Genomic DNA, 21,413 nt, shown 5'->3' with positions numbered 1-21,413 from the left:
CTGAGCCAGACCGTTCATGCCTTTCCCAGCAGGGCTAGGAGTCAGCTTTCTACTCGCCTGAGATGCGCGTGATCGCCCTCTTGGCACGAAGCCCTATTATGGGCTCCTCAGTGACGGCCTCCAGCGCTGGCAAAGCTGCACTGGCTGGCGCGCCGATCTTTCCGAGCGTGATTACGACCTCGCGGCGTGCGCGCTTACCGCCAGTTTCTAGAACACCGAGCAGATCGGAGACCGCGTTGGCCGCCTGGGGACCGAACCAGCCCAACATCCGCAGCGTTTCGATCTGAGCTGGTCCTTCCTGCGTCTTGAGATCTTCCAGTAGGGATGTCACGGTAGTGGTCGGCCTGAGCGCTGCGAGTTTCAACCCGTCGGCCATCTTTCGGTTCAGTTCCTCGTGATCGCCGTCCCATTGCATCGGCAGCAGATAGTTTTCGGCAAGCGCCAGCCGATCCTTGTCGCGCGCCCAGGCATACATCAGGTCGTCGGCTTTCCGGCGGTCGCCCAACTGCGCGTGAATCGACGCCGCGGTGATGATCAGGTTCAGCGACTTTTTCGTTCTGGCAGTCGCCTCGTCCAGAATTTCGGCTGCCCTGTACAACTGCCCTAACGCATAATACGCAGCTGCCTCGACAATAACGACATTGGCGGGCACACTGGGGTCAAGCCGCTTGGCAATCGCAATCTCGTCTAGACCCTGCTCGGGATTGCCCGAAGCGATTAGCGCCCAGGCCATAGTGACATGCGCCTCGGGGTCATTTGGGCCAAGCTCGATCGCCCTGGCCGCTTCTTCGATGGCCTTTGCCGAGCGCGCGGCGCCAGTTTCGCCAGTGTTCTGGTCACGGAAGTTAAGCTGCCGCATGGCGCGAATAATGTGCACCATCGACCCGCCTCTGTCGCCGGCTTTTTCAAGATGATCGGGGATCAGAACGGTATAGAGGTGGGCGCGGGAGTTACCGCGAATTTTCTGGTTCCACCGGAACACGCCATCTCGTTGAAAGGCCAGCGCCAGTGCGGCATGGGCACGGCCATAGTCGGGATCAATTTCAATCGCCCTTTCGAAATGATCCACAGCTCGGGCATTGTCGCGTTCGTTGAAGTTCGACATCAACTCCCAGCCACGTTGAAATGCCTCGCGGGCGGCGACGATTTTAGTATCGGCCCGGTTCACCTCCTCGAGTTCGTCGTCGGTCAGTTCAACCTTCAGCGCGTTGATGATCTTCAGTACAAACGCGTCCTGTGCCGCAAAAACATCCGAGGCGTCGCCGTCGAAGCGGTCAGCCCAGACGTGGTTGCCGGTGGTGGCGTCAATCAACTGAGCGTTGACGCGCAATGTGGTGCCCGAGCGCCGCACGCTGCCTTCGAGCACGTATTGCACGCCCAGGGTTTCGGCGACGTCTTTGATGCTCACTGACTTGCGCTTGTAAATGAAGGTCGAATTGCGCGCGATGACGAACAAGCCCGAAACTTTCGACAGGTCGGTGATCAGATCCTCAGTTATCCCGTCGGCCAGAGGTTCCTGTTCGGACTCGCCGCTGAGATTGTCAAACGGCAGAACCGCAACCGAGGCCTTGTCGGGCAACGGCAATGCCATCGCTTCGATGGAGGCCGGTTCGACCTTCACCGGACGGGGTTGAAGCCAGTACGCCACTCCAGCACTGATGGCCAGAAGGCCAAAAAGCGCGGCTATGACCGCGCTTGCTTTACCGTAGCGCCCGCGGGATGGCCGAACGACGGTTGGTTCGGTGCGTCTTGTGGCACGATAAACACGGACAGGCTCGGGGATGTTTTTCAGCGTCTTGTCGCCCAGATCGCCGAACGCCGCCTCAAGCTTGCCGCTGGCATGATCGACGACCGTGCGCGATACCAGCACCGAACCCGGCTCAGCGATGGATTCCAGCCGCGCGGCTACGTTGATGCCGTCTCCGAAAATATCATTGTCCCTGACAACGATATCACCCAGGTTTATCCCGATCCGAAATTGCAGGGCGTCCGGCTCGTCCGCGCGAGGCCTGATCCGGTCCTGCCAGTCCAAAGCGCAGTTCACCGTATCTACGACGCTGGCAAACTCAATCAGATAGCCGTCGCCCATCCGCTTAACGATCCGTCCCCCGTGGCGTTCGACCAATGGCGTGATGATGCCTGTGTCGAGTGCCTCGAGCCGGGCAAGAATGCCAGCCTCGTCCTCGTGCATGAGGCGCGAAAAATCGACCAGGTCGGCAACAAGAATGGCTGCTAGGCGCCGCTCCATCCAGAATTCCGCTGTGATACAAGCTATGCCTTTCAGGTTGCCCTAGCTGTTCGCGTCGTTCAATCCCTTTCGAATATTCGCAAACATCCCGGTCGCGAGCTGCAAACACAAGTCATGGGTAAGCGAAGGCCGAACTGCTGGCTTTTCCCGCCCTTCTGTCATCTGACAGCGTGAAAACCGCGCAGGAGCGGCCAAAATCCGCTAGGTGGGCTTCGAGTGCAGCATCTTGCTTGGTCGGTGAAGGTCCGGATCGGGCCGAACCAGTTGCACGGTGAGAAGCTGGTTACTGACCAACGCAATTTGGTACGTTTCCAGCGGCTAAGAATGTGTATATTGCGACAGCACCAAAAGACACCTCAGAAAAGTATCCAATCAAATAGAGGAAAAATCGAAGCAGTCGTGTGGAAATTGGTCCTGACCAGATTTCCAACTCTCGGAAGCTTCCAAAAGCTTTGTCGGACAGTCCCAACGCCAAACCGAATATGAGCAAGGCGAGCAGGAACACTGGAACCGAAAAGACAACCTGCCAAGACTCTTTAGTGCAAATGTAGTGATTATATCCAAAAGACAGCACAGCTGCGGAAAGGCCAACCAGTGCAGCGATCTTCAGCACAATGTCTGCTGTCTCAGTTATCTTTGGTTCACTCGACAACGCTGTCTGCCTCAAAAAATCAGATATGAACAAATGTCGCGTGACATTGAATTTTGCAAGTGTCGGCTTTAGGGAATCCACACTGCAGCGTCAGTGAAACCGGCCAAGGTCAGCAATGGGTCGTCCTTGCGTCGCATAGCGACCCCTATCACGAACGTTCTGCACCGCATCCGACTTCAGTCTCGAGCTCATTCTACCATTTGATTGACCAGTAATCTTGCAGCCGATAGTCAGTGTTCCATGGAAAACACTTTGATGATCGCAACGACTTGGTGGCTGGCCTCCTGACAGGGTGGCTTGGATGACCAATCGTATTCCGAGGCCGCCGCATGGGCGGCCTTTTGTTTTCCGAGCTTCCCGATGCGCTGCCTCTCGTTTCTTGGGAAGATGCAAATGAACAGACCAACCATTCTGACAGGCGACCGCACCACGGGGCCGCTTCATATCGGACACTATGCAGGCTCGCTTGCAAACCGACTGCGCTATCAGGACAGCCATGAACAATTCCTGCTGCTGGCGGATACCCAAGCCCTGACCGACAACGCCCATGACCCGGAGAAGGTGCGGCGCAGCGTGATGGAGGTCGCGCTGGACTATTTGGCCGTGGGCATTGATCCCTGTCGCACCACCATCTGCCTGCAATCGCATCTTCCGGCGTTGGCGGAGCTGTCGATGTTCTACCTGAACTTCGTCACGGTCGCGCGGCTCGAACGGAACCCGACGATCAAGGACGAAATTCGCGTGCGCGGGTTCGGACGGGATATTCCCGCCGGATTTCTGTGTTATCCGGCGGCACAGGCGGCGGACATCACAGCCTTCAAGGCGACGGTCGTGCCGGTCGGCGAGGATCAGGCCCCGTTGATCGAGCAAACGAACGAGATCGTGCGGCGCATCAACGCAACCTCAGGCCACGCCGTGTTGCCCGAGGCGCGGGCGATCATCCCCAGGGCGGGCCGGTTGCCCGGTATCGACGGCAAGACCAAGATGTCGAAATCCGGTGGCAACGCCATTGCGCTGTCCGCGTCGTCCGAGGAGATCCGAAATGCTGTCAGGGCGATGTTTACCGATCCGAACCATTTGCGGGTCGAAGACCCCGGCTGCATCGAGGGCAATGTCGTCTTTACCTATCTCGACGCCTTCGATCCGGACCAGGACGGGCTTGCCGAGCTCAAGGCCAAGTATCAGAGAGGCGGGCTTGGCGATAGCAAGATCAAGGCGCGTCTGGAAGCTATCCTTCAGGAGCTCATCGCCCCAATTCGCGAGCGTAGGGCACAGCTCTCCCAGGACCGGGGATACGTCCTTGAGGTAATCAAAGAGGGCACGGAACGGGCGCGAGAGCGCACCGAGGCGACAAGGCGCGATGTTGTGAGTGCCCTGGGTCTGTTCCAGTTGTAGGTGACCAGTGGCGGGCGAGCCGGGTGAAGGTCTGTTTCGCCCGCGACCATGCGTACGACGGGCCTTCGTTTTTGCGTTTGCAGCGAACGGCAGGAACGGGCTGATTCTGTTGAAAAACAACGTGTTGCTGACGCAGAAAGTGGTGCTTTGAACAGAGCGCGAGTGCCTTTCCATTCAGGCTTTGCGCATTTGCTGCGGTGCAGGGAATATCTAGGCCAGTTTGCGGAGGTTTTGGGCGGTGGCGGCGAGGAGAAATTCGTCATTTGCACCGCATGGGCCACGTAATCGGAGCCGTCCCATCCCGAGGATGCGTTTGAGGTGGGCGAAAAGCATCTCGACCTTCTTTCTGAGTTTCATCGAGATGTCGTATTGCTTGGTCTTGGCGATGTCGCGTGCGACCTGACGGGCGTCTTCGTTCTCCTCACGGGTGATCTTGCGAGCTTCGGTGTTTGGACAGCATTTGGCTTTGGATGGACAGATCTGACAGACCTCTTTCAAGGCGCGATAACGTGCAGTGCCCTTGCCAGTCGGCCCCCTGTTCGGGTCTGAGTAGTTACGGCGGAACTGCTTCAGGGCGTGACCTTCGGGACAGACATATTGATCGTTTTCTGCGTCCCACTCAAAGTCGGCGCGGGTCCAGGTGCCATCGTTGCGGCCGGACTTATTGAAGACTGGGATATGTGGTGCGATCTTGCGGCCGACAAGCCAACCCAAGAGCGGCCCGGTGCCATAAGCCGTGTCGGCGATCAGCCGTTCAGGATTAAGATCGAAATTTGCCTTCACGCGGTTCAACATCGCCTTCGTTGATCCGACCTCAGCTTGTCGGATAGACCTCGTGGCCTCGACATCAACGATGACGCCATGGTCGGTGTCGATCAGGTAATTGTCAGAATAGCTGAAGAAAGCAGGCCCCTTGCGCGCTGCCGTCCATTCGCTCGCAGGGTCAGAATGCGAGGTGAACTTGGGCTGCACCTCGCCAGCAGCTCCAAAAGCCGCCTCATCCAGAGTGTTGAGATACTCGCGGACCGCGCGAGGCGCATCTTCTGGATCGATGGTTGATGCGTCCCATTCTTCTTTTGGCGTTGAGTTCTGTTTGTTTGCATCGGCTTCGATCAAGCTGGCATCGATTGCCATGCGCTGGCCGCTGACCAGTCCTTCCGCGATGCAGCGCGCCACAGTCGTTTCAAACAGATGACGCAGCAGTTCGCTCTCGCGGAAGCATCCATGCCGGTTCTTGGAGAACGTCGAGTGATCCGGGATACGCTCATTCAGATCGAGGCGGCAGAACCATCGATATGTCAGGTTCAGATGCACCTCTTCGCACAGCCGTCGCTCGGAGCGGATGCCAAAGCAATAGCCGACCAGCAGCATCCGGATCAGCAGTTCCGGATCGACGGATGGCCGACCGGTGTGGCTGTAGAAATCCGCGAGATGCGTTCGAATGCTGCTCAGATCAACAAAGCGATCAATCGACCGAAGCAAGTGATCTTGGGGAACGTGGTTCTCCATTGAGAACTCATAGAACAGCGACGATTGCGCTTCCTGCCTCGGTCCCATCATCGCCAATCCTCCCGCCCATTGGAAGAATTGAATCAGCAGTTCAGCCATCGATCAAGGAAGAGTTTTTCAACAAAATAGGCCGGAGCGAAGGCCGGATTTGACTATGGCCAATTTAATGCTGCGAAGCCGAGAACGACGACATTGAGCCCTTCTTGACCAACGCGGCGTCGGCCACGAATGGCAGAGACATTCAGAAAGGCCTCTGCAAAGCATGGAGCGTTTCGCGACAGCGGTCTTTCAAGCGGAGTGCGGCTAGCGGCAGGTCTCGGCCTATACTTGACCGGTGCGACCCGGCTAACTTCGACCTACCCGACCGCTCTGCAATAAGATGAATTGCTGTCCGAACATAAAGTGAACGAGTAGAGCTCTTGGCGTGACATAGATACTTGACAAGTAAGATGTCAGCGCAAAGGGGTAAATAGACATCGGAGCAAGCAACTTCGGACCAGATCGGTCATTCAGGAACACCTGCCTTGCGAAGGCCTCTAACCAAAAAATCCATTGCTGTCGGCACGAATGGCAACTGGTTTTCCACCGAGCTGCTGATGGAAAAATTTGGTGCAATCTCGAGCAGATCAGCTACTGCTTGTGTTGCGTCGGATAGTCTCCCGAGCTCCGCGTATGTTGGAGCCAGATATATGCGGCAGGATCGACGTTTTGGTGCCCGGACAGCACAGGCTTCAAGCTCGGGCAAGGCTTCAGCAAAGTTCCTGTCAAAGTAATATGCCCTGCCAAGGTACATGTTGTATCGGGATGGGTAGAGTGGATTCAGGCGCATGGCCTTTTTCATCAATTGGACAGCATCTTTCGGGCGATTGGCAAATGTCAGCGCATCCGCAAGACTTGCATAAAGCTGTGAATGGTTCGGGTTGAGTTCAATTGACCTCTGGATAGCGGCAATTGCATCGCTGTGCCGACCTCTGCGCAACAAGACGCGTCCAAGCAACTTGTGGCCTGTCGACAACAATGGATCCAATTCTATCGCCTTGGTGGCCGCAGCTTCGGCACGGTCGAGTGCCGCCGGCCCTTCGTTCTGCGTAATGTAGGCGTCATTGTAGGTGTTTCCGAGGATCGAATAAGCGGGCGCGTAGTTGGCATCGATGGCGATGGCCTTTTCGGCCAGTTCACGAGCTTTCAGCCACATCTCTCTGCCTCCGGCATCATACGCGGCGCGTGCGCGCAACACATAATCATACGCCGACAGGTCTGCGGGGCGTTTCTGCACCGCTTTCGCAAGATCCGAAATCTTTATGTTCACCAACAGGGTGCCGGCTATTTCCCGGCTCAGCTCGTCCTGAACATCGAACAGGTTGGCGGCTGCCCTGTCGTAACGTTTGGCCCAGGCGTGAGCGCCGGCTGAAGCGTCGATCAACTGTGCAGAGATCCGGATTTTCTCATTGATACGCCGCACGGATCCTTCGAGAACATAGCGAACGCCGAGTTCTTCTGCGACCTGCCCAATGGGGACCACGCGCTCCTTGTAACTGAACGAAGAATTTCCGTCGATGACAAAGAGGTCCTTGGACTGTGCGAGATTGGTAATCAGATCTTCGACGAAACCGTCCGCAAAATACTCCTGCTCAGGGTCGTTGGAAAGATTCTTGAACGGCAATATCGCGATTGATGGTTTGTCCGGAAGCGTGTACGCCATTCGGCTCGGATCGACAGGTTCGACGCCAGACCTCTGCGACCACCACAATCCCGCGCCGACCAGCAGCGCACAGATGAACCCGGCAGCAATGACAACGTGCTTTCTAAGGTTGGTCTTGCCAAACAGCTTTCTCTCGAGAACCTGGCCTGCACGTTCAGGATCGGTCAGAACTCGATATGTCCGTACTGAACGGTGGATGTTCTTGACCTGAACGTCGCCCAGCGATTCATATCCGACATCCAGGTTGGATTTAAGCTGGTCATAGGCGCTGCCCGAGATGCAGATGCCTCCCGGTTCAGCCATTTGTTCCAGGCGCGCGGCGATGTTCACCCCGTCGCCGAAGATATCGTCACCTTCTATGATGATGTCGCCAAGATTAATTCCTATCCGGTACTGGATGCGTCTGTCGTGAGAAATACCGGCTTCCCTGTCGGACATTTCCCTTTGGATATTGACTGCGCATTGCACGGCTTGAACAACACTTGGGAACTCGACAAGAACCCCGTCGCCCATCTCCTTGACGATGCGCCCATGAAACTCGTCGAAGCCAGGATCAATGAGTTCAGCACGATGAATCTTTTGGCGTCGAAGTGTCCCGACTTCATCAGCCTCCATCAGCCGACTGTATCCAACCATGTCGGCGGCAAAAATAGCGCTCAAACGTCGCTCCATGCCGATCCCTCCTACGAAGATGATAACAGGTAGGGATTTTGAACTCCACACTCTCTAAAGTCGCCTATCAGCACAAAGTTTCCGACAAGGAAACGTTGCGAGTTTGACGTAAGGCGCGGGTCGCAGACTTTGTCTTCTTACGCTATTTTCCTGTTCGCAGACCGTGCGCCGGAGGTCGCCTTATGCGGAAAAGCCAGCAGCCCCAATTCCGGAACGGGCTGATAACCGCCATAGCTTGGGAACTCGCAAACGGCAGCTTCGTCCCGCGACGTGTGAGTTCGCACATTTTCAGATTCTGCGCTCGCAGCGAACGGCGGCTCTGGCGGGCCGCAGTGCAGCATCGCGATCCCTGGTTCGAGGTCGGCTCAGGGCCGGAAACACGATCGTGGTTTCCCGCTTGATCCCATCACCGGCAACAAGAAAGCTTCACTGCGGCCTTTTCTGCCAGCATTCTATTATTACAGTAAGATGGCATCGCTGATCATCGTCGTATTAGATTTTCCGCAAGTATGCCCAAGAGACATACCCCTTTAGTCTACGAGCACGCTCCAATGAAACGCGGCACCAACGTGTGCCACCGGTCTGCTCGCAGCTGTGAACTCGTAGTGCGGTTCCATTTGGAAGACCAACGATCACATTGAACCCTGTTCCAGGTCCGCTGCGCATTTTTAGCATGTCACCGTCTTCGACTCCAAAAACCTCATATGATCCCAGTGACGCCGCCGCAGCCGGCTCAACGCCCATGACGACCCCTAGGAACAAAGCCGCTAAGGGTGAGAAGATTGCATTGCGCATCTTGATGTCCTGCTTGTTGCCTCAACTACAATCGTAGCAATTCGGGTCACCAGAAGGAACAACTCCCAGAAAGAAATGTACGTGATACCAAAGCCTAAACCCCTACATATCTTCCAAGTGGTGGGGAACTCTGGCCCAGTTGGGGGCATCTTTCGCAAAAACCTTTTTCGATGGGCTGAAGTTGTTTGGTTCATCCAGTGTCCCAGCTGCAATGCTCGTCAATCCGAAGGCTGTCACACCCCACAAGCCTGACCCGCAGGTACCGCAGAAATGCTTGATAACAGGTCGGCCTTCCTTTGAGGTCTTCTCAAAGGTCCGTGGTTTGCCCTTCAGTAGCTGTAGATTTTCTGACTTTATCATGTACCCGGCGTAGCCATCTGTACCGGTCATCGATAGGCAATCTCTGCAAAAACACATGAGTTGCAGTACCGCTCCACCGGTGATCCGGTAGCGCACTTCACCACAGAAGCACCCACCTTCCAATGATTGCGCCATGTTCGTTCATCCCTCTATGTCCACTGGGAAGAGTAGTGAACATCGTATGCGCCCTAATCTGAGGCGGCAACATTTCCACATTGCTTCTGGCTATCTCACGCGGAATTTCATCATCTGACTAAATGCGGCAGTTTCCGGCCGTGAAAAATTCTCTTCTGCGTGAGAACGGTCATTAAAGAGAGAAAACTGTGCGGCTGTCCGCTCAGTAAATGTAGGTCCGTTCCATTGAGGATCAGAATCCATTCCGACGAATGGATCTTGCAAAGTCATTGGACAGACGGTCTGAATTGACCGACAATCGGATCATGGAGCTGACGGCAACCACACCTGTCCACCTGATCCATGTGGATCCAGACGTCAACATGGCGCGGTTTTACGGAATAGAATTGCAGCCGACGCTGTTTGGCGAAGTGTCCGTCCTTCGCACCTGGGGACGTATAGGCACAAATGGGCAAGCCATGATGGTGACTTACGAAGGCGAAGCCCAGGCCACTGATGCACTCCAAAAAATCGAAAAGCAAAAGCGCCGCCGAGGCTATGTTCCGGTCGGTGAGTAACTTCGGGTTGCAATCTGTTTTCGTAGCAAATCCCGAGCCTGTCGGCTCGTGAGCGGGCTCTAGGTTTCAGCCGGCATGCCGGCTTCCACCCAGAACACCCCGGCATGATCTCCCTGACGCAATAGTCCCTGACCCGTCTCGTGTGAGCCGGGGCAGGGGCTTTGGGTCATGGTCGCTCCATGCCGTGGTGATCTGCCCATTCGGGTGACGATCCCTTTTGCGCCTCCGCAGGATCGAAGATCCTTTGGCTTTTTTTGGTGGGTCAGGCGGGATTTGGACAAGCCAAACGCCCCCCGACGTCAGGGGGAAGGCGCAGCCTCCCCCCTCGGACAAGACAAATAGACAAGACCGTGTCCTCGCGCGCGGCGCTGCGGGCCGCACCACTCTTGTCGATTTGTCCTGTCTCGCCCCCCTCCGCGTTCGCCACGGGGCAGGTTTTAGAGACGACGCCCTTTCAGGGCTTGGCTCAAAACCAGCACCAAAAGGGGATCAGCCCCGAAGATCGCATGACATAGGAGAGACGGTTTTGAACAGTGAAGCAACAAATGACATCGAAAATGACACCAGCCTTCAGGCGGCAGAGATCGCAGCACAGAATGACCTGTTTCGGAAAGCCCTGATCGATCCCTCCGCAACGATTGAGATGCACTCCAAGGGCATTCAGGGTCAGGTGTTTGTCACGCCCGGCGTGTCCGGCGAAGGGGTGGAGTTTCAGGCTGCGGCTTTGGCTGCAGTGGCGTCGGATGATCAGTTTGACGAAGGCAATGACCCTTATGGCGATCACACATTCGGAGCGGTGACAATCTGCGACCAAAAGCTGTTCTGGAAAATCGACCTCTATGACGCGGACTACACATACGGGTCCGACCGCCCGTTTGATCCCGCAGTGACGCGCGGGGTCCTGACCATCATGTGCTTCAGCGAATACTGAGACCAGCCCTGTCCCAACGGGGCAGGGTCTGCATGCGCAACCAGCGCAAGAAAGGAGGTGAGTTTATGCCTGCAAAGATCATCGAACAGCGAACACGTGAAGCTGTGGAATTGCTCAAGAAGGGAGGCCTGTCAGCCAACATCGCGCTCCGCTTCTTGAAACAACACGCAGCCGCCTAAGCGGCCCCGCTCTACCCCGGAAGGGGTAGGGCACCCTTAACACGAAGCGAAACACTCAAACAAGGATTTGCCCCATGAGCAAAGTCGAAACATTCACCGCACCGGAAACCATCGAAACCATCTCGCTCTCCGATCTCTACCTGTCAGATCTGAACCCACGACAAGAGGTTGCCGAAGAGGGCATTGCCCTGCTGGCTGACAGTCTGGTCATGTGCGGCCTGATCCAGAACCTCAGCGGTCTGCGCGATGCGGATGGAAAAGTCGCCATCGTCGCCGGCGGTCGCCGCCTGCGGGCTCTGAACATCGCCGTGACCGAACGCGCCGATCTGGCACAGGTTCCCGTGAAGTGTTGATTTCCGCTGAGAAGTGACCCGGTATTTTCACCGAGATTTGACCCACCTTTGTTTATGTCTCAGCGTTTATGTTGTGGTCAATGTTGGCGTTTCCTTTCTCGTTTTCCTTGCTTCAGAACTTGCCTTGAAGCGGTAGCTGTCGTTACCGGTTTCGAGGATGTGGCAGCGGTGCGTGAGGCGGTCGAGGAGAGCTGTTGTCATCTTTGCATCCCCGAAGACCTGCGCCCATTCAGAGAAGCTGAGGTTGGTTGTGATGATGACGCTGGTGCGCTCATAGAGCTTGCTGAGCAGGTGGAATAGCAGTGCGCCGCCGGATGAGCTGAATGGCAGGTAGCCGAGCTCGTCGAGAATGACCAAGTCGACCTTGGTCATCATCTCAGCCATCTTCCCGGTTTTGCCTAGCACCTTTTCCTGCTCCAGCGCATTGACCAGTTCCACTGTCGAATAGAAGCGGACTTTACGCCTGTGATGTTCGATGGCCTGAACGCCGATGGCAGTCGCGATGTGGCTCTTGCCAGTACCGGGGCCGCCGATCAGGACAACGTTCTCTGCATTTTCCATGAACTCTCCGCGGTGCAATTGCCGGACAGTGGCCTCGTTGATCTCACTGGATTTGAAGTCGAAGCCTGCGAGGTCTTTGTAAGAGGGGAAGCGCGCCACCTTGGTGTGATAGGCGATTGACCGCACCTCCCGCTCAGCGATCTCAGCTTTGAGAAGCTGAGACAGCATCGGTGTTGCGGTCTCGAAGGCGGGCGCGCCCTGAGCGACCAGATCCTCTACTGCATTTGCCATGCCATACAGCTTGAGGCTGCGCAGCATGATCACGACGGAAGCTCCTGCTGGATCATGACGCATGGCGCTTCTCCCCGGTTTGTCTCAGATCATCGTAGCGGTCCACGTTTGCCTTCGGGGTCGTTTCCAAAGCCAGCGCATCTGGTGGGTCGATCTCTGGAAGGTCTGTTTGCTTCTTGTCAATCAAGCGGTGCAGCAGGTTCAGGATATGCGTCTTGGTAGGAACCCCGGCTTCCAACGCCAATTCTACGGCGCGTAGAACTGCGTCCTCGTCGTGATGCAAAACCAGTGACAGGATATCGACCATTTCCCTGTCACCACCCTCTTTGCGGAGCATATGATCCTGGAGTCGACGGAAGGCATCTGGCATCTCTGTGAACGGCGCACCGTTACGCAGAGCACCCGGTTTACGTTGGATGACTGCCAAATAGTGACGCCAATCGTAGACCACTCTGCCAGGCTTGCGATGTGACCGCTCTATGATCCGCTCATGTGAACAAACGGTTTGGCCCTCAGCCACGATGACCAGACGTTCGGGGTAGACATGCAGGCTGATACGCTGGTTGGCAAAGCTGGCCGGCACGCTGTACCGGTTGCGTTCGAAGGTCACCAGGCATGTCGGCGATACCCGTTTGCTGTGTTCGACAAATCCATCGAAGGCGGGCGGCAGCGCCATCAACGTGGGCTTCTCAGCTTCCCATGCATCAGCAACAGTACCCGGCAATTCCCGGTGCTTTGTCTCGGCCCATAGGGCGACACAGCGATCCTCAAGCCATTGGTTCAGCTCGCCCAGATCCTTGAAGATGGGCATGACCTGCCACAGCCGGTTGCGCGCATCGCGGACGTTCTTCTCGACCTGACCTTTCTCCCAACCCGCAGCAGGGTTGCAGAACTCTGGTTCAAAAACATAATGGCTGGCCATGGCCTTGAAGCGGGCATTGATGTCACGCTGCTTGCCTCGGCCCACACGGTCCACGGCCGTCTTCATATTATCGTAAATCCCGCGGCCGGGAACGCCACCAAACACGCGGAACGCATGCCAATGGGCGTCAAACAGCATCTCATGCGCTTGCAACGGATAGGCTCGCACGAGGAAAGCCCGGCTGTGTGAGAGTTTGATATGGGCGACCTGAAGCTTGACCCGATCTCCACCGATATTGGCCCAGTCTTCGCTCCAGTCGAACTGGAACGCTTCACCCGGCTGGAATACCAGCGGCACGTAAGTTCCGCGTCCCGTCGTCTGTTCCGCACGGTGCCGATCTGACCGCCACGTCCGCGCGAATGCGGCAACACGGCCATAGGATCCTTCATAACCCAGCTTCACCAGATCAGCATGCATCTGCTTCACCGTGCGCCGCTCCTTGCGGGGCTTGCGTGTCTGGGCGAGCAGCCAGGCAGACAACCGATCCGCATACGGATCCAATTTGCTAGAACGCGGCGGTGTCTTGAACTTCGGTTCTACAGCGCCTTCGCGTAGATACTTTTTGATGGTGTTGCGAGACAACCCCGTGCGCCGTGAAATCTCGCGAATTGGCATTTTGTCACGCAATGCCCAGCGTCGTATGACACTCAAAATCCCATGTCGATCACTCCAAATCTCCCCAAACGAAAACGTCGGGGCAATGTGCTCACATGGGTCAATTCTCAGTGAAAATTATCTGGCTTACCGGGTCACTTCTCAGCGGAAATCAACAGATGATGATTTCGACGCCTTTGGCAATCCGTTTCGACCCTGGTTTCGGCCCGCGACGGTCCAACTCCAACGCCGTGGCACGCGCATCGTTCTCTCTCAGACGCCGGTAAAGCGACCATGTGTGGCTTTTCGCCAAGCCCAGTTCCCAAGCGGCATCTCCGATCGCCGTGCTGATCGGCTCACCTCTCTTCTCAAGCTCCAGGATCGGCCGAAGAACCGCTGCACGGTGTTTCGCAAGACGCTCATTTACCACGCAAATCCCCCGCCCCAATAGGCCGAAACATATCCACAATTCCGACAGTACGGCAATTAAGGGTACAGTGTGGTAATTAGCGGTACAATATGAAAATTAAGAGTACAAACTATCATTGATTTTGCAGGACAATTTCAGACAAGATTCTGATTAATTAGGGTACAGTGACAGCTGCGGGCACGCTCACATTCGGCGTCTCAGGTAAGCTGCGCCATTCCGACATGGTGATGTATGACCGCGAAACTGAAAGCTGGTGGCAGCAGGCCATCGGCCGGGCCATTGTCGGCGATCTGACAGGCACCGAATTGAAGACCCTGCCCACTTGGATGGAAAGCTGGGAGGAGTTCAGCAGCCGTAACCCGGATGGGCTGGTGATGAACGAACCGGCCTATATTCGCGACTATGGGCGCAACCCTTATCGCGGCTATGACACCCTGTCGCGGCCCTTTCTCTATTCCGGTGAAAACCCGCCCCATGGCATCAACCCACTGGCGCGCGTGATCCGCGTCGGCGACAAAGCCTGGACTCTGGAGAGGCTGAGAGCAGAGGGCGAGATCTCTGAGGCCGGGATAACGCTCTCCTGGCGCGCGGGGCAGGCCTCGGCCCTCGACACCGGGCGCATCGCCAAGGGGCGCGATGTAGGCTCAGTCCGGGTGCGTAACGCATCGGGACAGGATATCGCCCATGATGTCATGTTCGCCTTTGCATTCCACGCCTTCTGGCCGGAAGGCAGATGGATGCTGGCCGACGGGGGTGAACGTACGCTCTCGAAATGACCGCTTGACGGACGCGGGCCAGACAGCCATCAGCCGCGTGCAATCAAGTTAGCAATGCCCCTGCCGTTCCGACGAAGAGAACGCACCATGCAACGTTTCAAGCGTATGCGAAGTTTGCTGAAATTCGCCTCCGTCCACTCCTCCGTCTAAAACCATTTCAACCAGGAAAGATCGCTCACCAGCCGAGACACCCTCAAGCTGACACGGTCCGCCGCTCTTGCCGAGTTGCGCAAACTTGGTGCTGTATATTGGTGCTGTATAAAGGACAGTTCTTTTGGCCTAACGGAGACAGGTTCGAATTTGTCTGACAGCACCTTTGTCTGACAGCACCGGTCAAGCACCCGCGGCCAGTGATACTAGCGATTCGGGTTCCATGCCGTTGACACCGGCGTCGGAGACTAAGTTGCTTGCAAGCAAGTTTTTGAAAACGCTTCCGTTCCACTGCTTTCCCTAGCGTAAACTTATCTCCTTGCATTGCTGTGTCGCAGAAAGGATAAAATCTCAATTGGAGATAATGCGGGGTGGGCCCGCAAAACACTAGGACTTAAGACAATGGAAAAAATCCAGAACTTCACAGCGATTTGGAAAGATGCGATGGGCGAATTTCCCCTCAAAGCCGCAGTCTTCGAAAATGCGTTCAGAACTTCCACATCGCTGAGCGAAAAACTGTCGCGCATTTCATTAGAAGCGGCTGAAAAATCAACGGATATTTCCAGCGTGTGGACCAAAGATACCATTGTCAAGCTGACCGAAGTGTCAAAAGCCAAGGCGGAGCCAACTGAGTACGCAAAAGCTGCCACAGATTTTTTGTCGGGCGCTACCGAAGACGCCACTGAAATGATGTTTGCTTTTGCCGAGATCGCCAAGAAAGCCCTGATAGACACTGTCGAGTTGCTGATGACCGCCGGCAGAGACATCACCAAAGAATCCGCCGCTGCAAAGAAAGCCTTAGCAGCCTAATTCGGAACAAGAGAACAGAATTGCGCCGTTTCTTATTAATTGGTGCAATAGAGAAGGGCAGATTGAAGAATCTGCCCTTTATGCGCGTGTGTAAGAGGATCGAAACGTTATGTATGATATGCTCCGGTGCGCACCTATGTAACGTAGCCCTATGTAAAGGCGGCGTGAATATCGCTTATTTACAAGCCTCCGATGGGGGAAACCATTGATCGCCGTCGAAAAAGATATCCGTATCCTGTCATCCTTTTGGGAATTTTTTGGTCAAGAAGCGGTTGCTCGTTCCACAGGGATAAATGATTGGTTAACCCGTAGACTATTAGTTTATGACAACCCAAACTTTGGCGGTGCAGCGAATGTCGGCAATGCGGGCTGCGCTGCAGCGTTCCGAAGGTACAACGCAGGTCTGGTTTGGGCCGACTTCCCACCGTGGGAGGCGAATGCAAAATGAAACGTCGCTGATGGCTGAGAACCATTCTAACTGCAAAGCTTCGGCGAACCTGCGCTCGTGATTTTCCGGCCGTAGAACATGAGGCGGACTCCAGCCCAGTATGCCGCGGCTTCACACATGGGACATGGTCGGGAAGATGAGTACATGGCCGCTTGGTTCAAATCTCGGTCATTGAGGCGGCGCGCCGCGTCCCTGATCGCGGCCATTTCGGCGTGGGCCGTGGGGTCTTGATCCAAGATGACCCTGCTCCACGATTGGCCAATAATAATGTTATCGCGCACCACAACTGCGCCATACCCCTGATCTCCATGATCAATCGCATACTGACGCATTTCGAACGCGCGCTCCATGAATGTGGCATCCTTGGGATCACTTGGTTGAGGTATTGCGTCGTCCGCCCTTGTAGAAGTTTGGCCTACAGCGGAGCCACTCAATCCAATTGTCAGTGCGCTAAAGCCTGATGCGCCAAGAAAACCACGCCTCGCGAATTCGAGGTCGCTGTGGCAGTCCTGTTCACTTTTTCTGATCTTGTCCATTGTGCCGTTACCCGTGAGATGTGTTCAAATCTGTCACCGCTCCACTACGAGAGGAACTTGATTTGAGGTTGGTCTCATCCAAGCTGCCATCGGCACCTGTGAGGTGGAACGCTCCGCTTCAGCCTGCTGGACTGGCCTCAGTCCTCTTTTCTTAGCCGCTCTGCCATCTTAGCAAATCCGCGCAGTTCGGCGTGTTCGAGCGGTGTAGTGCCGTTACGATCGGCAAGCGATCGGTCAGCACCCGCTGCCAACAACGCATCCAGAACCGCAAGATGGTCCAAGCCGCCGTCACCAAGCACAACGGCTTCGATTACTGCTGTCCAATGCAGATTGTTCACATGATCCAGAGGCGCGCCAGCAGCGATCAGCTGTCGAACAATCTCGACATGACCGAGATGCGCGGCTGCAATCAGTGCCGTTCCTTCATAAGGGCTGGTCGTTAGTCCGGGATCGTTTCCCAACTCGATTGCGAGCGTCATCAGTTCTGGATCATTTGCAACGGCCGCAATTGTGACAACGTCGTAGGCCTGACCTTCAAGCGCGTTCATGTCAGCACCGGCCTCAGCCAGTGCACGCAATGCCTCGTCCTCTGAAGCAAACGCGGCCACATGGGCTGGTGTGCGACCCCGCGAGTCCCGTGCGTTGACGTTTGCCCCTGCCGCAACGAGTTGCCGGATCATTTCTTCGTTGCCGGTGTGAGCGGCTGCGAAGAGACCGTCGTATTGCGCGACCTCATCAGCCGAAGGCGGTGTCTGCGCCGTGCCTGCGCTGGCGGCAAGACCTATCACGAAAGCAAATAGTAGAAAACGAAACATGGCCGATCCTATTACCTACATATTGGTCAGCTATAGTAGTAGCGGATGCATTCAATGTCATTTTCCATTCAGGATCAGAATCCATTCACGGGAATTGATTTCGCAATGTCATTGGACAGACGGGCTGAGTTTGCCGACAATCGCGTCATGGAACTGACGGCAACCACACCTGTCCACCTGATCCATGTGGACCCCGACATTAACATGGCGCGGTTCTATGGAATAGAATTGCAGCCGACGCTGTTTGGGGAAGTGTCCGTCCTTCGTACTTGGGGACGTATTGGGACAAACGGGCAAGCCATGATGGTGACATATGATGACGAAGCCCAGGCCGGTGAAGCGCTCCAAAACCTCGAAAAGCAAAAGCGCCGCCGGGGGTATGTTCCGGTCCTTGGTGGATCATGCTGCAATCCGCGCAGCGCAGCTTGGCCTGCCCGCGCTGGAACTGCAAACGCGCGTGGAGCTCACTGAAAACCATCGCATATTTTCCAGGCTTGGGTTCACGATTGTCAGCACGGGCAGCCATGAGGGGTATGACAGACCCACAGATTTCCTGCTGCGCAAGCCGATCAGTTTGTCTGCGGATAGCTGATCACTGAAAGATAGCGTGCCGGCAGATTGACCAACCGTTCCGGGCCGTGGGGTGCGTCGGCGTCAAAGAACAGGGTATCGCCGGGTTTCAGGGGATAAATCTGGTCCCCGTGGCGGTAGTCTACCTCGCCTTCAAGCATGTAAATCGTCTCAATTCCACCATGTTGGAACGTCGGAAACACGTCGGATTCAGCGGTCAAAGTGATCAGGTAAGGTTCCACGATTACACCTGATCCATTGGCCCCGATATGCCCAAGCAGGTTGTATTGATGGTTGGCGCGAGTTCCTTCACGTTCCAGCTCGACGCCTTCACCTGCTTTGGTATGAACCGCCTCGCGGCGCTCTTCAAATTGTCTGAAAAAACTTGTCAGGGGAACTGAAAGCGCATCGGCGAGCGATTGAAGAGTTGTCAGCGAGGGAGATGTGTTGCCGTTCTCGATCTTCGACAACATGCCGATCGACAATCCTGTCAATTGGGCCAGTTCAGCGACGGTGATGTTTTGCTGTTTGCGAAAGGCTCGGACCTCGCGGCCGATCGCTACTTCGAGCACCTTTTCACGTTCGCTCGTTCGAACGGAATGCGGATCCTGAGTCAGATTTCCCACCATTTCTGTGTCGCGTTTTTTCAATGTTTCGCCTTCAATGTCTTGCTACACTTGTCCGAACTAACGATGCAAGCAGCTGCGCCGTTTCAGCCAATCCAATTCGGGCTATCGTAGCACCCATTATTCCTGATAGTAAAATAATCATGCTGGTAGAAAAAATGTATTCGAGATTGGATTCCTGTTGTTCGACGGACTTCCGATGGCCTGCTTGACTTCGGTCATCGAACCTTTGAGAGCGGCAAATGAAATAGCGGGACAAGAGGTATTTTGCTGGTCATTGGTGACTGAGAACGGCGGTGAGAAAGTCGACCACGGTAGCGGCGGGATGACCCTGCTGCGGGCGGCGTTAAAGTCGTCCATCTTTGCCCTTCTTTTCGTAACGGAGGGGGGGCGGGAGGGTCTTTTCCGTGGATTTGTATCGTAAAGTTCGTCTGGCCTGTGCCGAGGGCATGAGCCAGCGAGAAGCGGCCCGGCATTTCGGGATATCTCGTGACAGCGTTCGCAAGATTTTGGCGTTTTCGGTCCCGCCCGGCTACCGGCGGTCAGCACGGGATTGCCAACTTGCAGTCGTACCTGAGGCTGTTTAGCCGGTCTCCATGAATATACCAGCTGAGATGCCACGCCTGAAGGGCTACCGTTTTCCCCGTGAAGTCGTCGCCTACGCCGTTTGGGCATACCATCGGTTCGCACTCAGTGCCGCTGATGTTGAAGATCTGCTCGCCGAGCGGAATGTGATGGTCAGCCGTGAGACCATACGCAAATGGGTCAACCGGTTTGGTCGGCATTTCGCACATTGTATCAAGCGTGACCGGCCCGCAGCGGCAGACAAATGGCACCTCGATGAAGTCGTCGTCCCGATCAACGGCGTCAAGATGTGGTTATGGCGGGCCGTGGACGGGAACGGCGATGTGCTCGACATTCTGGTCCAACCAAGGCGAAACGCCAAGGCGGCCAAGCGGTTTCTGAAACAGTTGACCGCCCGGTTTGGCCAGCCCCGCGTTATCGTCACAGACAAATTACGCAGTTACATCAAGCCGATCCGTCAGCTGGCTCCTGACGCAGATCACCGGGCTCACAAGGGCCTGAATAATCGTATTGAGGGCTCGCACCGACCAACCCGGAAGCGAGAGAAGCTTATGGGCCGGTTCAAGTCGGGCAGGCAGGCGCAGCGCTTCCTCTCCGCCTATGACCAGATCAACACGATCTTCCGTCCCCGCCGCTACCGTCTTACCGCCATCTCTTACCGCCACGCCAGATCAGATGCCTTCGATCAGTGGCGGAGCTACGCACTTGACATGACCGCGTGATCGTACCCGCATCAGACTTTTGCAATCAGTGCAGAATAAGTTGGCAATCCCGCCAAGACACCTGACATTGCCGGTTTACTTTGACAAGGGGGGTTCCGTTTCCAGATCCGGCCAGACCCCGGGCGAGGTGGGCAACCCGTCGTCGAACTGGCTGAGATAGTCCAGCATCAGCGGCCGGTTGTCGATGAACCCTTTGTAGGTTGCCAGTTCCACCGGCAGGTCACGAACAACACGATGCAGGCGACGACCCCATTTCGGTACAGTCATCAGATCCTGAAAACTACACAGATAACAGCGGATTGGGAATAACAGCGCGTTTGAACGCGGCAGTCGGAAGAATGTCTGCAACTCGACCCGAAGATGTTGTTTTTGGCCAATATTCTCCGGTGTCAGCGTGGTTTTCTGAATACCCCATTTATGGTAGTTCTCCGGGCTGGTATCCAAAAGCGGGTTGACCGTCATGGTCCAGTTCAGGCGGCGCGCGGGCGCACCCTGCTGAATGCTCAGCAAGAATTTCAGCGCACGCTGAAAGATACCCATCTCGTGGGCCAGTGGCACCGGGGCGTGCCATTCGAAAAAGTTCATGCCAATGTCGAAATCCAGGCTCCAGTCGGCCTGGGTGGTCACCATTCCGGCATCCATCCACAGCATGTCGTCACGTTGATCAAGCACCGCATAGTCACCCTGGGCCTGACGGGTGATATATTCTATCGGCCCGCAGGGCAGGGTGGTTTCATCCATGAAGGTAAAGCTGTGATCAATCCCCAATGGTTTGTTGACCCAGCGCCACTGGTTGCCGTTGCGGTGCAGTTCAAACAGGTCCGGGTAATCCTCGGACTTGCAAACCATAATCAGTTCCAGAATGTCCCAACCCGCCAATGTCATGTGTGGCAAAGACTGGCAACGCAGCGGGTCCTGATCCAGAACGATGGCGCGGTCTTTCATTTCCGAAACATAATGTTCGTCCACATCGAACCGCTTTTCATAGACTGACCCTTCGGGCCCGCCGCGATGCTGTTCCATGTTGACCGAATACATGTAGCTGTCTTCGTGGAACGGAAACGGAAAGCGTTTTATCGCCCAGTCCGAGTTATGAAACGTATAATCGTCGCGGAAGGACTCGTCGTTGAATTGAATGGTCATGTTGGG

The 21,413-nt window shown here is 55.7% G+C and carries 21 protein-coding genes and 3 pseudogenes; 11 read left to right on the top strand and 13 right to left on the bottom strand.

From position 1 onward, the window contains the following. Window positions 1–49: 49 nt before the first annotated feature. A complete protein-coding gene (locus tag ACR3FC_RS21560) occupies window positions 50–2,248 on the bottom strand; it encodes an adenylate/guanylate cyclase domain-containing protein (RefSeq protein ID WP_480478572.1) in 2,199 nt (732 codons plus the stop codon). A gap of 1,045 nt (window positions 2,249–3,293) precedes the next feature. Here ACR3FC_RS21560 and trpS point away from each other — a divergent pair. Next, window positions 3,294–4,295 carry a tryptophan--tRNA ligase gene (trpS, locus tag ACR3FC_RS21555; protein WP_480478570.1) on the top strand — a complete coding sequence of 334 codons (1,002 nt, stop codon included), beginning with the start codon at window positions 3,294–3,296 and terminating at the stop codon, window positions 4,293–4,295. A gap of 210 nt (window positions 4,296–4,505) precedes the next feature. Here trpS and ACR3FC_RS21550 read toward each other — a convergent pair whose 3' ends face one another. The 4 genes from ACR3FC_RS21550 to ACR3FC_RS21535 form a co-directional block, all read right to left on the bottom strand. Then, window positions 4,506–5,855, bottom strand: coding sequence for an IS1182 family transposase (locus ACR3FC_RS21550; RefSeq protein ID WP_480478661.1), 1,350 nt, complete (start codon window positions 5,853–5,855; stop codon window positions 4,506–4,508). Between the two features lie 454 nt (window positions 5,856–6,309). After that, on the bottom strand, window positions 6,310–8,178 hold the full coding sequence (locus tag ACR3FC_RS21545; protein ID WP_480478568.1) for an adenylate/guanylate cyclase domain-containing protein: 1,869 nt from the start codon (window positions 8,176–8,178) through the stop codon (window positions 6,310–6,312). Between the two features lie 492 nt (window positions 8,179–8,670). Beyond that, window positions 8,671–8,973: an SH3 domain-containing protein gene (locus tag ACR3FC_RS21540; RefSeq protein WP_480478566.1), complete on the bottom strand. Its 303-nt coding sequence runs from the start codon at window positions 8,971–8,973 to the stop codon at window positions 8,671–8,673. A 102-nt stretch (window positions 8,974–9,075) separates the two neighbouring features. Further along, window positions 9,076–9,468, bottom strand: a complete 393-nt coding sequence (locus tag ACR3FC_RS21535; protein WP_480478564.1) for a GFA family protein — start codon at window positions 9,466–9,468, stop codon at window positions 9,076–9,078. A 305-nt stretch (window positions 9,469–9,773) separates the two neighbouring features. Here ACR3FC_RS21535 and ACR3FC_RS21530 point away from each other — a divergent pair, with 305 nt between their 5' ends. The 3 genes from ACR3FC_RS21530 (at window position 9,774) to ACR3FC_RS21520 (ending at window position 11,488) form a co-directional block, all read left to right on the top strand. After that, a complete protein-coding gene (locus ACR3FC_RS21530) occupies window positions 9,774–10,025 on the top strand; it encodes a WGR domain-containing protein (protein ID WP_171722480.1) in 252 nt (83 codons plus the stop codon). Window positions 10,026–10,551: 526 nt separating this feature from the next. Continuing rightward, window positions 10,552–10,956 carry a DUF3768 domain-containing protein gene (locus tag ACR3FC_RS21525; protein ID WP_480478562.1) on the top strand — a complete coding sequence of 135 codons (405 nt, stop codon included), beginning with the start codon at window positions 10,552–10,554 and terminating at the stop codon, window positions 10,954–10,956. A gap of 253 nt (window positions 10,957–11,209) precedes the next feature. Next, entirely contained in the window at window positions 11,210–11,488 is a 279-nt protein-coding gene (locus ACR3FC_RS21520; protein WP_480478560.1) for a ParB/RepB/Spo0J family partition protein, read from the top strand. Window positions 11,489–11,554: 66 nt separating this feature from the next. On the opposite strand, the gene istB is transcribed toward ACR3FC_RS21520, so the two are convergent. From istB to ACR3FC_RS21505, 3 genes are all read right to left on the bottom strand, one after another. Continuing rightward, a complete protein-coding gene (gene istB / locus ACR3FC_RS21515) occupies window positions 11,555–12,343 on the bottom strand; it encodes an IS21-like element helper ATPase IstB (RefSeq protein ID WP_480474839.1) in 789 nt (262 codons plus the stop codon). Next, window positions 12,333–13,877 carry an IS21 family transposase gene (gene istA / locus ACR3FC_RS21510; protein WP_480478659.1) on the bottom strand — a complete coding sequence of 515 codons (1,545 nt, stop codon included), beginning with the start codon at window positions 13,875–13,877 and terminating at the stop codon, window positions 12,333–12,335. Before istA ends, istB begins: the two co-directional genes overlap by 11 nt. Before the next feature lie 91 nt (window positions 13,878–13,968). Then, on the bottom strand, window positions 13,969–14,226 hold the full coding sequence (locus ACR3FC_RS21505) for a hypothetical protein (RefSeq protein WP_480478558.1): 258 nt from the start codon (window positions 14,224–14,226) through the stop codon (window positions 13,969–13,971). A 167-nt stretch (window positions 14,227–14,393) separates the two neighbouring features. On the opposite strand from ACR3FC_RS21505, the pseudogene ACR3FC_RS21500 reads away from it, so the two are divergent. The 4 genes and pseudogenes from ACR3FC_RS21500 to ACR3FC_RS21485 all read left to right on the top strand — a co-directional run. Further along, window positions 14,394–15,002: pseudogene (locus ACR3FC_RS21500) on the top strand (DUF3179 domain-containing (seleno)protein); the annotation flags it as partial. Between the two features lie 60 nt (window positions 15,003–15,062). After that, a pseudogene (locus ACR3FC_RS21495) lies at window positions 15,063–15,245 on the top strand (IS6 family transposase); the annotation flags it as partial. A 309-nt stretch (window positions 15,246–15,554) separates the two neighbouring features. Then, window positions 15,555–15,962 carry a phasin, PhaP gene (locus ACR3FC_RS21490; protein WP_480478556.1) on the top strand — a complete coding sequence of 136 codons (408 nt, stop codon included), beginning with the start codon at window positions 15,555–15,557 and terminating at the stop codon, window positions 15,960–15,962. Window positions 15,963–16,167: 205 nt separating this feature from the next. Next, window positions 16,168–16,410 (top strand): hypothetical protein, encoded by a 243-nt coding sequence (locus tag ACR3FC_RS21485; RefSeq protein ID WP_480478554.1) that lies wholly within the window; start codon window positions 16,168–16,170, stop codon window positions 16,408–16,410. A gap of 26 nt (window positions 16,411–16,436) precedes the next feature. Here the strand turns inward: ACR3FC_RS21485 and ACR3FC_RS21480 are convergent, their stop codons facing one another. Both ACR3FC_RS21480 and ACR3FC_RS21475 read right to left on the bottom strand, forming a co-directional pair. Beyond that, window positions 16,437–16,946, bottom strand: coding sequence for a nucleoside deaminase (locus tag ACR3FC_RS21480; protein ID WP_480478552.1), 510 nt, complete (start codon window positions 16,944–16,946; stop codon window positions 16,437–16,439). Between the two features lie 137 nt (window positions 16,947–17,083). Further along, on the bottom strand, window positions 17,084–17,761 hold the full coding sequence (locus ACR3FC_RS21475) for an ankyrin repeat domain-containing protein (protein WP_480478550.1): 678 nt from the start codon (window positions 17,759–17,761) through the stop codon (window positions 17,084–17,086). A 54-nt stretch (window positions 17,762–17,815) separates the two neighbouring features. Here ACR3FC_RS21475 and ACR3FC_RS21470 point away from each other — a divergent pair, with 54 nt between their 5' ends. After that, window positions 17,816–18,232 carry a WGR domain-containing protein gene (locus ACR3FC_RS21470; protein WP_480478548.1) on the top strand — a complete coding sequence of 139 codons (417 nt, stop codon included), beginning with the start codon at window positions 17,816–17,818 and terminating at the stop codon, window positions 18,230–18,232. 98 nt (window positions 18,233–18,330) lie between these two features. On the opposite strand, the gene ACR3FC_RS21465 is transcribed toward ACR3FC_RS21470, so the two are convergent. Both ACR3FC_RS21465 and ACR3FC_RS21460 read right to left on the bottom strand, forming a co-directional pair. Next, a complete protein-coding gene (locus ACR3FC_RS21465; protein ID WP_480478546.1) occupies window positions 18,331–18,960 on the bottom strand; it encodes a helix-turn-helix domain-containing protein in 630 nt (209 codons plus the stop codon). Window positions 18,961–19,098: 138 nt separating this feature from the next. Next, window positions 19,099–19,317, bottom strand: a complete 219-nt coding sequence (locus ACR3FC_RS21460; protein WP_480478664.1) for a hypothetical protein — start codon at window positions 19,315–19,317, stop codon at window positions 19,099–19,101. Window positions 19,318–19,364: 47 nt separating this feature from the next. Here ACR3FC_RS21460 and ACR3FC_RS21455 point away from each other — a divergent pair. Together ACR3FC_RS21455 and ACR3FC_RS21450 are read left to right on the top strand one after the other, a co-directional pair. Next, window positions 19,365–19,505, top strand: a pseudogene (locus ACR3FC_RS21455) (helix-turn-helix domain-containing protein); the annotation flags it as partial. Between the two features lie 48 nt (window positions 19,506–19,553). Then, entirely contained in the window at window positions 19,554–20,264 is a 711-nt protein-coding gene (locus tag ACR3FC_RS21450; protein ID WP_480478442.1) for an IS6 family transposase, read from the top strand. Window positions 20,265–20,339: 75 nt separating this feature from the next. On the opposite strand, the gene ACR3FC_RS21445 is transcribed toward ACR3FC_RS21450, so the two are convergent. Next, on the bottom strand, window positions 20,340–21,407 hold the full coding sequence (locus tag ACR3FC_RS21445) for a heme-dependent oxidative N-demethylase family protein (protein WP_480478544.1): 1,068 nt from the start codon (window positions 21,405–21,407) through the stop codon (window positions 20,340–20,342). Window positions 21,408–21,413 lie beyond the last annotated feature (6 nt).

The organism is Ruegeria sp. AF3 (assembly GCF_056536285.1).
This window is presented reverse-complemented; position numbering and strand designations above follow the sequence as displayed.

Coding starts and splice junctions, on each gene's coding strand:
- ACR3FC_RS21560 (WP_480478572.1), bottom strand. CDS start 2,248: ATGGAGCGGCGCCTAGCAGCCATTCTTGTTGCCGACCTGGTCGATTTT.
- trpS (WP_480478570.1), top strand. CDS start 3,294: ATGAACAGACCAACCATTCTGACAGGCGACCGCACCACGGGGCCGCTT.
- ACR3FC_RS21550 (WP_480478661.1), bottom strand. CDS start 5,855: ATGATGGGACCGAGGCAGGAAGCGCAATCGTCGCTGTTCTATGAGTTC.
- ACR3FC_RS21545 (WP_480478568.1), bottom strand. CDS start 8,178: ATGGAGCGACGTTTGAGCGCTATTTTTGCCGCCGACATGGTTGGATAC.
- ACR3FC_RS21540 (WP_480478566.1), bottom strand. CDS start 8,973: ATGCGCAATGCAATCTTCTCACCCTTAGCGGCTTTGTTCCTAGGGGTC.
- ACR3FC_RS21535 (WP_480478564.1), bottom strand. CDS start 9,468: ATGGCGCAATCATTGGAAGGTGGGTGCTTCTGTGGTGAAGTGCGCTAC.
- ACR3FC_RS21530 (WP_171722480.1), top strand. CDS start 9,774: ATGGAGCTGACGGCAACCACACCTGTCCACCTGATCCATGTGGATCCA.
- ACR3FC_RS21520 (WP_480478560.1), top strand. CDS start 11,210: ATGAGCAAAGTCGAAACATTCACCGCACCGGAAACCATCGAAACCATC.
- istB (WP_480474839.1), bottom strand. CDS start 12,343: ATGCGTCATGATCCAGCAGGAGCTTCCGTCGTGATCATGCTGCGCAGC.
- ACR3FC_RS21490 (WP_480478556.1), top strand. CDS start 15,555: ATGGAAAAAATCCAGAACTTCACAGCGATTTGGAAAGATGCGATGGGC.
- ACR3FC_RS21480 (WP_480478552.1), bottom strand. CDS start 16,946: ATGGACAAGATCAGAAAAAGTGAACAGGACTGCCACAGCGACCTCGAA.
- ACR3FC_RS21475 (WP_480478550.1), bottom strand. CDS start 17,761: ATGTTTCGTTTTCTACTATTTGCTTTCGTGATAGGTCTTGCCGCCAGC.
- ACR3FC_RS21470 (WP_480478548.1), top strand. CDS start 17,816: ATGTCATTTTCCATTCAGGATCAGAATCCATTCACGGGAATTGATTTC.
- ACR3FC_RS21465 (WP_480478546.1), bottom strand. CDS start 18,960: ATGGTGGGAAATCTGACTCAGGATCCGCATTCCGTTCGAACGAGCGAA.
- ACR3FC_RS21460 (WP_480478664.1), bottom strand. CDS start 19,317: ATGGACGACTTTAACGCCGCCCGCAGCAGGGTCATCCCGCCGCTACCG.
- ACR3FC_RS21450 (WP_480478442.1), top strand. CDS start 19,554: ATGAATATACCAGCTGAGATGCCACGCCTGAAGGGCTACCGTTTTCCC.
- ACR3FC_RS21445 (WP_480478544.1), bottom strand. CDS start 21,407: ATGACCATTCAATTCAACGACGAGTCCTTCCGCGACGATTATACGTTT.